11 protein-coding genes are annotated in these 13,774 nt (G+C 52.5%); 10 read left to right on the forward strand and 1 reads right to left on the reverse strand.

The annotated features are described in order from the left end of the window. Positions 1-124 precede the first annotated feature (124 nt). The 7 genes from crrC to pdeR all read left to right on the forward strand — a co-directional run bounded on the left by crrC (position 125) and on the right by pdeR (position 11,189). A complete protein-coding gene (crrC, locus tag L3068_RS12680; protein WP_100124566.1) occupies positions 125-517 on the forward strand; it encodes a colistin resistant protein CrrC in 393 nt (130 codons plus the stop codon). Between the two features lie 134 nt (positions 518-651). Further along, the gene (locus tag L3068_RS12685; RefSeq protein WP_032629001.1) at positions 652-1,563 is read left to right on the forward strand and encodes an ABC transporter six-transmembrane domain-containing protein; all 912 of its coding nucleotides are present in this window, start codon (positions 652-654) and stop codon (positions 1,561-1,563) included. A 4-nt stretch (positions 1,564-1,567) separates the two neighbouring features. Next, the gene (locus L3068_RS12690; RefSeq protein ID WP_117580466.1) at positions 1,568-4,672 is read left to right on the forward strand and encodes a multidrug efflux RND transporter permease subunit; all 3,105 of its coding nucleotides are present in this window, start codon (positions 1,568-1,570) and stop codon (positions 4,670-4,672) included. A gap of 250 nt (positions 4,673-4,922) precedes the next feature. After that, the gene (gene fabI / locus L3068_RS12695) at positions 4,923-5,711 is read left to right on the forward strand and encodes an enoyl-ACP reductase FabI (protein WP_003856831.1); all 789 of its coding nucleotides are present in this window, start codon (positions 4,923-4,925) and stop codon (positions 5,709-5,711) included. 152 nt (positions 5,712-5,863) lie between these two features. Next, positions 5,864-6,850, forward strand: coding sequence for a CMD domain-containing protein (locus tag L3068_RS12700; protein ID WP_117580273.1), 987 nt, complete (start codon positions 5,864-5,866; stop codon positions 6,848-6,850). 88 nt (positions 6,851-6,938) lie between these two features. After that, positions 6,939-8,873: an exoribonuclease II gene (locus L3068_RS12705; protein ID WP_117580275.1), complete on the forward strand. Its 1,935-nt coding sequence runs from the start codon at positions 6,939-6,941 to the stop codon at positions 8,871-8,873. Between the two features lie 324 nt (positions 8,874-9,197). Continuing rightward, positions 9,198-11,189: a cyclic di-GMP phosphodiesterase gene (gene pdeR / locus L3068_RS12710; RefSeq protein WP_014884078.1), complete on the forward strand. Its 1,992-nt coding sequence runs from the start codon at positions 9,198-9,200 to the stop codon at positions 11,187-11,189. On the opposite strand, the gene L3068_RS12715 is transcribed toward pdeR, so the two are convergent. Then, on the reverse strand, positions 11,186-12,055 hold the full coding sequence (locus tag L3068_RS12715; protein ID WP_117580279.1) for a crotonase/enoyl-CoA hydratase family protein: 870 nt from the start codon (positions 12,053-12,055) through the stop codon (positions 11,186-11,188). The two genes, pdeR and L3068_RS12715, sit on opposite strands and share 4 nt — an antisense overlap. A 193-nt stretch (positions 12,056-12,248) precedes the next feature. On the opposite strand from L3068_RS12715, the gene L3068_RS12720 reads away from it, so the two are divergent. The 3 genes from L3068_RS12720 to osmB all read left to right on the forward strand — a co-directional run bounded on the left by L3068_RS12720 (position 12,249) and on the right by osmB (position 13,709). Beyond that, on the forward strand, positions 12,249-12,431 hold the full coding sequence (locus L3068_RS12720) for a YciZ family protein (RefSeq protein ID WP_014884080.1): 183 nt from the start codon (positions 12,249-12,251) through the stop codon (positions 12,429-12,431). Positions 12,432-12,474: 43 nt separating this feature from the next. Continuing rightward, complete coding sequence (gene yciT, locus L3068_RS12725; protein WP_014884081.1) at positions 12,475-13,227, forward strand: DNA-binding transcriptional regulator YciT; 753 nt, start codon at positions 12,475-12,477, stop codon at positions 13,225-13,227. Positions 13,228-13,490: 263 nt separating this feature from the next. After that, a complete protein-coding gene (osmB, locus tag L3068_RS12730; RefSeq protein ID WP_008501216.1) occupies positions 13,491-13,709 on the forward strand; it encodes an osmotically-inducible lipoprotein OsmB in 219 nt (72 codons plus the stop codon). Positions 13,710-13,774: the final 65 nt, after the last annotated feature.

The following is a 13,774-nucleotide window of genomic DNA, read 5'->3' on the forward strand; positions in this document are numbered from 1 at the left end:
CACATTCAGTCAATAAAGACTCGACAATGCCTGGCCAGAATAGCTATTCGGGCAGAACCCTTCTTTCATAGAACGGTGAGAATTAACCCTGTCGCTTTAAGGCTTTATGAATCTGGCTGAGATAATGAACATGGAATTTTCGAAATATTTCTCTACTAAGAAAATCGGTATATATACGCTGTTCCTGCTGCTGTCGTGGGGATTACTTTATACCTGGCTGGTGTTGATGCATAAAATGGATGAAAAAGTTGCCGCGACGCTGCCCTCCTCTCCCATTATTTATGGTTGCATCGCTTTGTCGGTTGTCTCTCTGATAATACAAAACAAAGCAGGTGCATTCACTGAATTACTTGTCATCGCCTTCTGGTTAATGGTGATTTTTATATATCTCATAATTACGTTCACTGTGCTGCTGAACGCTACGCCAGATTTCGACGATTTGGTGTTTTACTACGAGTGTTATTTAATTCTTTTTTTCTGCGGTTCGCCGTTGTACCTCATTATGAGAATGATTTGAACAACCGCACGGTTGCGCTCCACACTCTCTCCATAAAACTGCCATTTCCGCTAAACAGGCGAGTTGTAGACTTCCTGCCAACCCTTATTGCTCAAAATACACTCACTTAAAGAGTCTGAAACCTGTTACCCAGAATGAATAACCTTAATAACAATCGTCGTTCTCCAGATACAGCTGGCGTTATGTACTCACTTAAAAAACTCGCGGTACGTCACCGGAAAAAACTGGTTGTGACTTTTTTCCTTGTCGTGGCTGAAAACGTAATGTTTTTACTGTATCCCGTTCTGGCAGGCATCGCGATTAATGCCATTCTTGCGGGTAAGACACTTAACGCCGCACTGTACGGACTGATGGTGCTCTGTATGTGGATCATAGGTGCGACAAGACGGAGTGTTGATACGCGAACGTTTGCCCGTATTTATGCCGGGCTTGCGGTCTCCGTTGTGCTTTCACAGCGGAAATACCAGCTTAACCATTCGGCTATCGCCGCCAGGGTCACACTCTCGCGCGAGTATGTGGATTTCTTTGAAATGCACTTGCCCCTGCTTATTACCTCGCTGAGTTCTCTCTTTGGTGCGGCAATCATGCTGTTATTTATCGAATTCTGGGCCGGCATCATGTGCTGTGCAATCGTCATCATTCTGATGGGATTTGTCTCGGAATATGCCCGTAAAAATGAATGGTTATTCATGCGCCTGAATAATCGTCTTGAGAAAGAAGTTGATTATGTTCATAAGGCAGGCACCGCCACCCTTCACCGACATTACGTCACGCTTGCACGTTTACGCATTGCGTTATCGGACCGGGAGGCGTGGGGCTATTTATGGGTGGGTATACTCGTTGCCCTGCTTTTTACGCTGACCATTATCTGGATGACGCAATCGGCTGGCATCACCGCCGGACATATTTATTCCGTGATGACATACATGTGGATGTTCGCGACAAGTCTCGATGACGCCCCGCAGCTTCTTGAGAAATTTTCTCAGCTCAGGGATATCGGTAAACGCGTATCAGCCGATGACGAAATTCACGTATCTGGACGTTAATTTAATGCCTCATTTTTTTATTGAACGCCCCGTATTCGCCTGGGTAGTGGCGCTTTTTATTGTCCTGACGGGTGTCCTGTCTATACCCCGGTTGCCGGTTGCGCAGTATCCGGCGGTGGCACCGCCGGGGATCATTATTTCTGTCACTTATCCGGGGGCCAGCCCCGATATCATGAATACGTCCGTGGTGTCGCTCATCGAGCGTGAAATATCGGGCGTGGATAATTTGCTCTATTTCGAATCATCCAGCGACACAACCGGTTCTGCATCTATTACCGTGACCTTTAAGCCCGGCACAGACATTAAGCTGGCACAGATGGATCTTCAGAACCAGATCAAGATTGTAGAGCCACGTTTGCCGCAGGCGGTCAGGCAAAATGGCATCAACGTCGAGGCGGCCAATTCCGGATTTTTAATGATGGTGGGGTTGAAGTCCACAACCGGCAAATTTGAAGAGGCGGATTTAAGCGATTATTTTGCCCGCAACGTCAGCGACGAACTACGCCGTGTGCCGGGAGTCGGAAAAGTCCAGCTGTTTGGTGGCGAAAAAGCGCTGCGCATCTGGCTGGATCCCATGCAGCTGCACAGTTACGGGCTTTCGGTGAGCGATGTTCTTACCGCTGTAGGTCAGCAAAATGCGCTTGTTTCGCCGGGGAAAACGGGAGATGAACCGGCAACTGCAGGACAAGGCGTAACCTATCCCATCACAGTGAAAGGGCAACTCACTTCTGTAGAGGCTTTCAGAAACATTACCCTTAAAGCAGATGCGTCTGGCGCAAGGCTGAAACTGTCCGACGTTGCGCGGATTGAGTCTGGCCTGCAAAGTTACGCTTTCGGTATCCGTGAAAATGGGGTGCCGGCAACGGCTGCGGCAATCCAGTTGTCACCAGGCGCCAATGCGATGAGCACGGCGTCAGGCGTACGTGCACGTATCGACGAACTTTCTCAGGTGTTGCCGGAAGGAATGGCGTTTACGGTTCCCTTCGATACCGCACCGTTTGTAAAGCTGTCCATCATGAAGGTGGTGCAAACCTTTGTGGAAGCGATGGTCCTTGTCTTTCTCGTTATGCTGCTGTTTTTACATAAGATACGCTGTACGCTTATCCCCTCGATTGTGGCCCCCGTCGCGCTGCTGGGCACCTTCACAGTGATGCTATTGAGTGGATACTCGATCAATATTCTGACCATGTTCGGCATGGTGCTGGCGATAGGGATTATCGTGGATGACGCCATTGTGGTCGTGGAGAACGTTGAACGGCTGATGGAAGAAAAAAACCTTTCTCCGCGCGACGCTACCCGGGAGGCCATGGCCGAAATCACCCCGGCAATTATCGGGATCACGCTGGTACTTACCGCTGTCTTTATACCCATGGGTTTTGCTGAAGGGTCCGTAGGCATTATTTATCGACAATTTTGTATTTCCATGGCGGTATCCATACTGTTGTCGGCATTTCTTGCCCTCACGCTGACTCCCGCGCTTTGTGCGACGTTGCTTAAGCCCCACAGCGCGCAAAAACACGGTGGCGGCAGGTTCGCGGCAGGCTTTAACGCCCGTTTTCATACCCTGACGACATGGTACGAATCCGGCCTGGGCGCGGTTCTGAAACGAACCGGCCGAATGCTGCTTCTGTATGTTGCGCTTTGTGCTGCGCTATTTTTTGGATTGTCTTCGCTGCCCTCATCCTTTCTGCCGGACGAAGATCAGGGCTATTTTATGTCCTCTATTCAGCTTCCCTCTGATGCCACAATGCAGCGCACCCTGAAAGTAGTAAAAACATTTGAACAGGAAATTGCGACCCGACCGGATATTGAAAGCAACATTATGATCCTGGGTTTTGGGTTTTCAGGATCAGGACCGAATTCGGCCATGGCGTTCACCACGCTGAAGGACTGGAAAGAAAGGCACGGCTCTACAGCCGAGGATGAAGCCGACCATATGCAGGCCAGTATGGCAAACGTCTCTGATGCCGTAATGATGAGCCTGCTCCCGCCTGCCATTTCGGATATGGGCACCTCGTCGGGCTTCACCTGGTACGTGCAGGACAGAGCGGGACTGGGCTACGAGGCGTTAAAGCAGGCGGCCGATGCGCTGGTGCTGAAAGCGAATCAACGCCCTGAACTGAGTGGCGTGTATATCGACGGCCTGCCGGAAGGCACTAGCCTGGCGCTTCAGATTGACCGGGAAAAAGCGGAAGCTCTGGGCGTCTCATTTGATGAAATCAACCAGACGCTCTCCGTCACCATGGGTTCAAACTACGTTAATGACTACACGAACAATGGGCGTGTTCAGCAGGTGATTATCCAGGCCGATGCGCCTTACCGAATGCAACCTGAGCAGATCCTGAAATTATCCGTTAAAAACCGCCAGGGGCAGAGGGTGCCAGTGTCAACGTTTGCGACGCTCTCCTGGAACGTTGCACCGCAGCAACTAACGCGTTATCAGGGGTATTCTGCTATCCGCATTACCGGCAGTGCGGCCACAGGTGAATCCAGCGGTACCGCAATGAAAGTTATGGAGAATTTGTCCAGGGATTTACCTCAGGGCTTGGCGGGAGAATGGGCCGGGAGCTCATTGCAGGAAATAAAATCCCAGTCGCAGCTCCCGGGTCTGATCGTCCTGTCGATTCTGGTGGTGTTTATGGTGCTCGCTGCCCTGTATGAGAGCTGGTCAATACCTTTTGCCGTCATGCTGGTGGTGCCATTGGGACTGATCGGTGCAGTCATGGCCGTGTCTGTTGCCGGCATGACGAATGATGTTTTCTTCAAGGTCGGCCTTATCACCCTGATAGGCCTGTCTGCCAAGAACGCCATATTGATTGTGGAGTTTGCCAGACAGTTGCATCGTGAAGGGAACCCTCTGGTGGCGGCAACGATACAGGCCGCAAGCCAGCGCCTGCGCCCTATTCTGATGACATCGTTAGCCTTTACGTTGGGAGTGGTTCCCTTAATGCTGGCCAGTGGCGCAAGTGACAGCACACAACACGCCATCGGCACCGGTGTCTTTGGCGGCATGATTAGCGGTACGCTTCTCGCGATCTTCTTCGTCCCGGTTTTCTTTATTGTCATCGCGCGTTTCATAGAAAGCGCCAGGAAAGGGTCACTATCGTGAGGGATCGCGCATCCACGCTGGTTGGATGAGGCGAAGCTGCTGCCGGGTGATATACTGGACGAATGCTGAAATTTTGAACCCACGCCTCACCTTCTGGGGCATTCGTCTTTGGCGATCGGCGAGAAATATCGTGACACAAGGGGCTGTGAGTGGGCTATAATTTCGAGCTAATTTCGAATGATTTTGAAATACTGCCTGTAACGCTATGAATTACAAGGCAAAATAAGCAATGAATATAAGGATTAAAGCTATGGGTTTTCTTTCCGGTAAGCGCATTCTGGTGACTGGCGTTGCCAGCAAACTGTCCATCGCATACGGCATCGCACAGGCAATGCATCGTGAAGGCGCTGAGCTGGCGTTCACCTACCAGAACGACAAGCTGAAAGGCCGTGTTGAAGAGTTTGCCGCGCAGCTGGGTTCCAGCATCGTTCTGGAATGTGACGTTGCACAAGATGAAAGCATCGATGGCATGTTTGCTGAGCTGGCAAAAGCATGGCCGAAATTCGACGGTTTCGTTCACTCCATCGGCTTCGCGCCTGGCGACCAGCTGGACGGTGACTATGTGAACGCGGTTACCCGTGATGGCTTTAAAATCGCTCACGACATCAGCTCTTACAGTTTCGTTGCGATGGCTAAATCTTGCCGCGCGATGCTGAACCCAGGCGCAGCGCTGCTGACCCTGTCCTACCTGGGCGCGGAACGTGCTATCCCTAACTACAACGTGATGGGTCTGGCTAAAGCGTCTCTGGAAGCCAACGTACGCTATATGGCGAACGCAATGGGTCCTGAAGGTGTGCGTGTTAACGCCATCTCCGCGGGTCCTATCCGCACCCTTGCGGCATCCGGCATCAAAGATTTCCGTAAAATGCTGGCACACTGCGAAGCGGTTACCCCGATTCGTCGTACTGTTACCATTGAGGATGTGGGTAACTCTGCTGCATTCCTGTGCTCTGACCTGTCCGCAGGTATCTCCGGCGAAGTGGTTCACGTTGACGGCGGCTTCAACATCGCTGCAATGAACGAGCTGGAAATTAAATAAGCTCAGACTCTCTTCCCGCAGGGGAAGAGAGTTTTCCCCCGCACCATCCCCTCGTTATTCCGTTCTGATATTTGTTATCACCTAACAATATTTTTCCCTTTATCTGCGTTACGCCAGGATATTGATCGCCATTTTGAGATCAAGGAACGCCCATGGAACAACGCCGTTTTTCCGGCAAAGGCCACTGGTATCACGAAACCCAGTCAAACCACGCGCAGTCGGATGCGCTGCCCCTGGTGCCCGAAGCCGCTAACGTCGACGATCGTTTTTTGCTCGATTTAGCCCTGCCCGATGAGATTGTCGCCGCCTGTACCGGCTGGCTTGCCCCTGCCAGAGCCTTATGCCATCAGCTGTTTCCCCTCTCACTTCCCGTCAATCGTCTGCGAACGCTCAGCGCCTATGACCGGTTAAGTACCGCGTTGACGGTTGCGCAGGCCTGTGGCGTTCAGCGGCTATGCAACCATTATGCCGCCCTTCTTGCTCCGCTGCCGGGTCCTGACTCCTCCCGCGAAAGTAACCGGCGGCTGGCGCAAATCACGCAGTATGCCCGTCAGCTCGCCAGCTCACCGGATGTCATTGATGACAAGGCGCGAAACCAGCTTGATGAGGTGGGTCTCTCTACCTATGACATTGTGGTGATTAACCAGATCATCGGCTTTATCGGTTTTCAGGCGCGCGTGGTTGCGGTCTTTCAGGCTCTGCTTGGCCATCCCGTTCGCTGGTTGCCGGGCCATCATATTCAGCCGCACACCCTGCCAGCGTGCGCCGGTAGGTGGATAGCGCTTCTTCCCGTGGTCGAGCTTCGCTATGCGAGTGCGCAACAGCTTGAGTCCCTCTCCCGCTGGCAGGCAGAACCTGCGCTTGAGGCGCTGACACCCGTCCTGTGCCATGAACCGACCTTGCTCGACCTGACGGGAGAGATCCTGATAAACAGCCGGGAAGAGAGTGCGCTTTCCCCGCCGTCGCTTTTGGCAGCAGTCGACATGCTGACACGCTCGCCGGACCGCTTCAGTGCCGCGCAGTTTACCCCACTCATGGAAGAAGGACTGACTGTTGCCCAGGCGATCAACCGCCTGTCTCAAAGCGCGTTTGAGGGCTGGCTTAATCGACTAAAAGTCGCGGCTGGCAAAGCGGAATAACCACACGCAATCCCCAAAGACCGCTTGCTGTAGAAGTGAGAATCGCGTAAAACTGTCAGCCGCTCAATGGCTACGAAAATAGAACATTATGTTTCAGGACAACCCGCTGCTAGCGCAGCTTAAACAGCAACTGCATTCCCAGACGCCGCGTGCAGAAGGGGTCGTGAAAGCCACGGAAAAGGGCTTTGGCTTCCTTGAAGTTGACGCGCAGAAAAGCTACTTCATTCCGCCACCGCAGATGAAGAAAGTGATGCATGGCGATCGCGTCATGGCCGTCATTCATACAGAGAAGGAACGTGAATCCGCTGAGCCGGAAGAACTGATTGAACCGTTCCTGACCCGCTTTGTCGGTAAGGTACAGCGAAAAGACGATCGTCTTTCTATCGTGCCGGATCATCCCCTGTTGAAAGATGCCATTCCCTGCCGGGCCGCCCGCGGCGTTGAGCATGATTTTAAAGAAGGTGACTGGGCCGTAGCAGAAATGCGCCGTCATCCTCTGAAAGGCGACCGTGGTTTCTATGCAGAACTGACGCAGTTCATCACCTTTGGCGATGACCATTTCGTCCCGTGGTGGGTCACGCTGGCACGCCATAATCTTGAAAAAGAAGCGCCGAACGGCGTAGCGACTGAAATGCAGGACGAAGGTTTGACGCGCCGCGATCTCACTGCGCTGGAATTTGTCACCATCGACAGCGCCAGCACAGAAGATATGGACGATGCGCTCTACGCTGAAGAGAGCGCCGATGGCAAACTGCATCTGATCGTCGCCATTGCCGATCCTACCGCCTGGATTGCACAAGGCAGTAAACTGGACGAAACGGCCAAAATCCGTGCGTTTACCAACTACCTGCCAGGCTTTAACATCCCGATGCTGCCGCGCGAACTGTCAGACGATCTCTGCTCGCTGCGCCCAAATGAAGTGCGCCCGGCTCTCGCCTGCCGCATGACCATCGCCGCGGATGGGACGATTGAAGACGATATCGAATTCTTTGCCGCCACCATCGAATCCAAAGCCAAGCTGGCCTATGACAATGTCTCTGACTGGCTGGAAAACACCGGCAGCTGGAAACCTGAATCCGATGCCATTGCGGCGCAGATTCGTCTGCTGCACCGTATTTGCCTGAAGCGTGGCGAATGGCGTACAACCCACGCCCTGGTGTTCAAAGATCGTCCCGACTACCGTTTTGTTCTCGGTGAGAAAGGCGAAGTGCTGGATATCGTGGCCGAGCCGCGACGCATTGCTAACCGCATCGTCGAAGAAGCGATGATTTCCGCCAACATTTGCGCCGCACGCGTGCTGCGCGACAAGCTGGGCTTTGGTATTTACAACGTTCACACCGGATTCGATCCGGCCAATACCGAAGCGCTGGCGGCCCTGCTGAAGAATCACGATGTGCATGTTGATCCGGAAGAAGTCCTGACGCTGCCAGGATTCTGCAAGCTTCGCCGCGAGCTGGACGCACAGCCATCCGGTTTCCTTGATAGCCGTATTCGCCGCTTCCAGTCCTTCGCTGAAATCAGCACCGAACCAGGCCCGCACTTCGGCCTCGGTCTGGAAGCTTACGCCACCTGGACATCCCCAATTCGTAAATATGGCGACATGGTTAACCACCGTCTGCTGAAAGCGATTATCAAAGGCGAAACGATTGCACGCCCTCAGGACGACACGACCGTGCAGATGGCAGAGCGTCGCCGTCTGAACCGCATGGCGGAACGTGACGTTGGAGACTGGCTGTACGCGCGTTTCCTGCAGGATAAGGCCGGAACCGACACCCGCTTCGCTGCGGAGATTATTGATATCAGCCGTGGCGGGATGCGTGTCCGTCTGGTGGATAACGGTGCTGTCGCCTTTATCCCTGCCCCATTCCTGCATGCCGTTCGTGACGAACTGGTCTGTAGCCAGGAAAGTGGCACCGTGCAGATTAAAGGTGAAACAGTTTACAAAGTCACTGAGGTGATTGACGTAACTATCGCTGAAGTCCGCATGGAAACCCGCAGTATTATCGCGCGACCAGCTGTCTGATAACCCGCTAAATTGTCGGCCATTTCCGTTCGGAAAGGCCGACAATTTTTCTTTTTAACCCGCACCACAAATTCATCATTTTTTCTGACTATTTTCCGATTCCCCCCGCCCAAAATGGCCATAATTATCTACAGTAAAAGAGTGCCGTCATATTCGGTCACCTGAATAGCTGGATGCTCAGTATTCTTTTTTGGCAGACTCGTTTTATTATAAGAAAGTAGGGAAAAAACAATACGTTCACTTCGGTTTTACCGCTGTTTCACAACGGAAAAGTCGACTGCAAATGAATAATTTGTGCGCTAATGAGTAGCAGCGGGAGAAATCATGATCGACGATCTTGAGCAGAATTTGCTGTTTCGTTACATGGGTACTCACAGTCCGTGGTGGCGATTGTCGGCAGACAGCAACGCTCTGCACCTTGCCGCCAGCGAAAATGCCGATGCGACTCAGGTGGTGACGCTGGACGATGAACAAGCCACGTTGATCCGCCAGTTAACGGTAATTACCTCCAGCATTTCAATGAACCTCTCCCTGTATGGCGAAGAGGTTCCCGTGCATCTTGTCGGCCGCAAAATCACCCGAAACGAGTGGGCCGGCACGGCATCGGCCTGGAACGATACCCCCTCCGTAGCACGCGATCTCGCTCAAGGACTCTCCTTCGCGGAACAGGTGGTTTCGGAAGCGAATTCCGTCATTGTGATTCTCGATCAGCACGGCAATATTCAGCGTTTTAATCGCCTGAGCGAAGAGTATACCGGTCTGAAAGAGCAGGAAGTGATCGGTCAGAACGTGTTCAAATTGTTTATGAGTCGCAGCGAGGCGGCAGCCTCGAAGCGAAATATTACCGGTTTCTTCCGTAACGGCAGCTCCTACGAAGTCGAACGCTGGATCAAGACGCGGAAAGGACAACGCTTGTTTCTGTTCAGAAACAAATTCGTTCACAGCGGCAGCGGTAAAAACGAAATATTTCTTATTTGCTCCGGCACCGACATTACCGAGGAACGTCGGGCGCAGGAGCGCCTGCGCGTGCTGGCCAATACCGATACCATCACCGGTTTACCCAACCGCAATGCCATCCACGAACAGATCTCAGACGCCATCAACCATCGGGGCGAAACGCAGGTTGGCGTGGTGTATCTTGACCTGGATAACTTCAAAAAGGTCAACGATGCCTACGGGCATATGTTTGGCGATCAGCTCTTACAGGCGGTTGCACTCGCCATTCTGAGTTGCCTTGACGAGGGGCAGGTTCTGGCCCGGCTCGGCGGCGATGAGTTTATCGTGATGGCCACGAATACGTCTCAGGGCTCGCTGGAAGCGATGGCGTCGCGCATTCTGACCCGCCTGCGCCAGCCGTTCAGAATCGGGCTGATTGAGATATATACCGGCTGTTCTTTGGGGATCGCCCTCGCGCCGCAGCACGGGAACGATCGGGAAAGTGTGATTCGCAATGCCGATACGGCCATGTACACCGCCAAGGAAAATGGCAGGGGTAAGTTCTGCGTCTTCTCTCCTGAAATGAACCAGCGCGTATTTGAGTATCTTTGGCTGGACACCAATCTGCGTAAAGCGCTGGATAACGATCAGCTTCTGATTCACTACCAGCCTAAAATGACCTGGCGCGGTGAGGTTAGAAGTCTTGAGGCGCTGGTCCGCTGGCAGTCGCCGGAGCGCGGCTTGATCCCACCGCTGGAATTTATCTCTTATGCCGAAGAGTCCGGTTTGATTGTGCCGCTGGGGCGCTGGGTGATGCTCGACGTGGTTCGTCAGGTGGCGAAATGGCGTGACAAGGGGATTAACCTGCGCGTGGCCGTGAACGTCTCTGCACGTCAGCTTGCCGACCAGACGATTTTCAGCGATTTAAAGCAGGCGCTTAAGGATCTGCATTTTGAGTACTGCCCTATCGACGTCGAGTTAACAGAGAGCTGTCTCATCGAAAACGAAGAGCTGGCGCTTTCGGTGATCCAGCAATTCAGCCGACTCGGGGCACAAATACATCTGGATGACTTTGGTACGGGCTACTCTTCCCTTTCCCAGCTGGCGCGTTTTCCTATTGACGCCATTAAACTCGATCAATCTTTTGTCAGAGATATTCATAAGCAGTCCATCTCTCAGTCTCTGGTACGCGCCATTGTCGCAGTGGCACAGGCCCTGAATCTTCAGGTGATCGCCGAGGGTGTGGAGAATGCAAAAGAAGACGCCTTTCTGACTAAGAATGGCGTCAACGAACGGCAGGGTTTCCTTTTTGCTAAGCCGATGCCCGCTGCCGCATTCGAGCGATGGCTAAAACGCTATCAGGCGCGACAACAGCGCTAGCTGGCCTTGCGTAAGCCCGCCGCATGATGGCGGTTTTGCAGCATCACCAGACGCTCCATGTAGGCTATATCTTTCGGCTCAAGGCAGAATGCGGCATCGACCCAGTCTTCGGTAATATCCATCAGCTCACTGCGTGGCAACTGCAGAACGCGCGTACGAGCACGCAGCATGGCTCTTACGCCGTTCAGTTTTGGCCGCAATGTGTCGATGAAGGTCCTGACCGAGACGTAGCTTTGCCCGGGTTCATACAGCACATCCACCAGCCCGTGCTGCTCGTACCATTCTGCCGTATGGGATTCCCCTTTGTAGATGAGCTCCTCCGCCAGCTTCATGCCTGAACGTCGTGCGACCAGAGAATACCCCCCCATCCCCGGGAACAGATTAAAGGCAATTTCCGGGAAACCTAACCGGGCATCACGCTGAGCCAGGACAAAATGGTGCGCCAGCGCTGCCTCAAATCCGCCGCCTAATGCGCTGCCTTCGACCATTGCCAGCGTGATGGCCCCCGTATCAAACCCTCTTGACGCCGCATGGACGCAATCAACACAGGAGCGGGCATACGCCCGTAACGCTTCACGCCGCCCGTTCTGAATGCACTCGACGAAGAACTGCAAGTCCCCTCCCACGTTGTACATTTCAGGAACAAGCGAGCCGGTAACCCAAAAATCGACCGCAAAACCCGACTGACGGACCAGCCAGGAAAGGTTCATGATCTCCTCAATTAAGGCATGGTTGAAGCAAGGACGCGGCTGAGCCCGCAGCATCATCCAGACGGTGCGTCGTTCCGCCTCGTAATACCCTGAGAGCTGCGTGAAACGTTCAGTATCGGTAAACAGTGTACAGGTAGGCTGATTGATAACTGTCATAGTCCAATTCCTCATATAAAAAAGCGCCTTGCGCGCAGTTTTAGACTAATCCACCGATTAAGCCTGCTATATGAGGGGGAATAAATTTATCACTTTCATTTATGTAATTTCGTTATTGCATTTTTTCCCTTCTCTTTTGACCCCATTTTCTGCATCATTGAAATTATTCACTTTTCGCTCCCGGGGAGAGATTATGTCTACTATTGATCCACAAGCTGTAGCACAACGTATTGATACCGTGCTGGATATTCTGGTAGCGGGTGATTATCACTCTGCGATCCGCAATCTCGAGATCCTGAAGTCTGAACTTCTTGCTCAGAATGGCGCTGACAACGCCCCCGAAAACAAACAGCCAAAAGCGCCGTGGGAAGTGTAATCCCACCGTTTCCGACCTCGTTTCGCTTTATTAAATGGATGCTATGAATTCCCGACAACAACTCATTTTGCAGATGGTCATCGATCAGGGGCGTGTAAGCGTGGTCGATCTCGCTAAAACCACCGGCGTCTCCGAAGTCACCATTCGTCAGGATCTTAATCTGCTGGAAAAACAGAGTTACCTGCGCCGTGCGCATGGTTATGCCGTGCCGCTGGACAGCGACGACGTTGAGACGCGCATGATGAATAACTACGCGCTTAAACGTGAACTGGCAGAGTTTGCCGCATCACTGGTAAACCCTGGCGAGACGGTCTTTATTGAAAACGGCAGCAGCAACGCCCTTCTGGCACGGACGCTCGCGGAACAAAAAGACGTGACTATCATCACTGTCAGCAGCTATATCGCCCATTTACTCAAAGAGACGCGCTGTGAAGTCATTTTGCTGGGTGGCATTTACCAAAAGAAAAGTGAAAGCATGGTGGGCCCGCTGACCCGGCAATATGTTCAGCAGGTGCATTTCAGTAAGGCCTTTATCGGAATTGATGGCTGGCAGCCGGAAACAGGTTTCACCGGCCGGGATATGATGCGCACTGACGTGGTGAATGCCGTACTGGAAAAAGAGTGTGAAGCCATTGTGCTCACTGACAGTTCCAAATTTGGCGCCGTCCATCCTTACACAATGGGTCCCGTCTCACGCTTCAGTCGCGTCATTACCGACGAACGGTTAAGTGACGAGCATCGTAATAAGCTGGAAGAAGATGGTCTGATTGTCGATATTATTAAAACGTCCGCCTGAGTTCATTCCGCGCCCGTCATTCGGGCGCCTGCATATCCCTTCGTCTGAGACGATTCCTAACCCCCCTTTAAGAGTTTTTACCTGTTTAACCCGCATTAAAGTCGTAAAATTAATGTTAGCGATATAACAGGAAGTGACTATCACTTGCGTGATTACGTAACGCCTGCGCGACCAGCTTTCACGGAAAAAAGAATTAGGTATTCGTTTTGTCTATACTTAACGTGTACCTCTTTCCGTGAATCGATAATTCAGGAGAAAGTATTATGACCTTAACCAGCAAAAAATTAGCCGCCGCTGTTCTGGCAATCACTGTAGCAATGTCCCTGAGCGCATGCTCTAACTGGTCTAAACGTGACCGTAACACCGCCATTGGTGCCGGTGCAGGTGCACTAGGTGGTGCAGTCTTAACAGATGGTAGCACGCTGGGTACATTGGGTGGCGCTGCTGTCGGTGGTATTATCGGTCACCAGGTTGGCAAATAATTATTCTATAAGCCTTCCCGACATCGCGATTTAGCGTCGCATTTCAGGTCTGACTTACGCACGTA

The organism is Enterobacter cloacae complex sp. ECL414 (assembly GCF_021869685.1).
In the GTDB taxonomy this organism is placed as follows: Bacteria; Pseudomonadota; Gammaproteobacteria; order Enterobacterales; family Enterobacteriaceae; genus Enterobacter; species Enterobacter kobei.

Bases quoted from the DNA above. Each gene is read 5' to 3' on its own strand.
- pdeR (WP_014884078.1), top strand. From the start codon at position 9,198: ATGATCGACGATCTTGAGCAGAATTTGCTGTTTCGTTACATGGGTACT.
- osmB (WP_008501216.1), top strand. From the start codon at position 13,491: ATGACCTTAACCAGCAAAAAATTAGCCGCCGCTGTTCTGGCAATCACT.
- L3068_RS12715 (WP_117580279.1), bottom strand. From the start codon at position 12,055: ATGACAGTTATCAATCAGCCTACCTGTACACTGTTTACCGATACTGAA.
- L3068_RS12700 (WP_117580273.1), top strand. From the start codon at position 5,864: ATGGAACAACGCCGTTTTTCCGGCAAAGGCCACTGGTATCACGAAACC.
- yciT (WP_014884081.1), top strand. From the start codon at position 12,475: ATGAATTCCCGACAACAACTCATTTTGCAGATGGTCATCGATCAGGGG.
- fabI (WP_003856831.1), top strand. From the start codon at position 4,923: ATGGGTTTTCTTTCCGGTAAGCGCATTCTGGTGACTGGCGTTGCCAGC.
- L3068_RS12720 (WP_014884080.1), top strand. From the start codon at position 12,249: ATGTCTACTATTGATCCACAAGCTGTAGCACAACGTATTGATACCGTG.
- crrC (WP_100124566.1), top strand. From the start codon at position 125: ATGAACATGGAATTTTCGAAATATTTCTCTACTAAGAAAATCGGTATA.
- L3068_RS12690 (WP_117580466.1), top strand. From the start codon at position 1,568: ATGCCTCATTTTTTTATTGAACGCCCCGTATTCGCCTGGGTAGTGGCG.
- L3068_RS12705 (WP_117580275.1), top strand. From the start codon at position 6,939: ATGTTTCAGGACAACCCGCTGCTAGCGCAGCTTAAACAGCAACTGCAT.
- L3068_RS12685 (WP_032629001.1), top strand. From the start codon at position 652: ATGAATAACCTTAATAACAATCGTCGTTCTCCAGATACAGCTGGCGTT.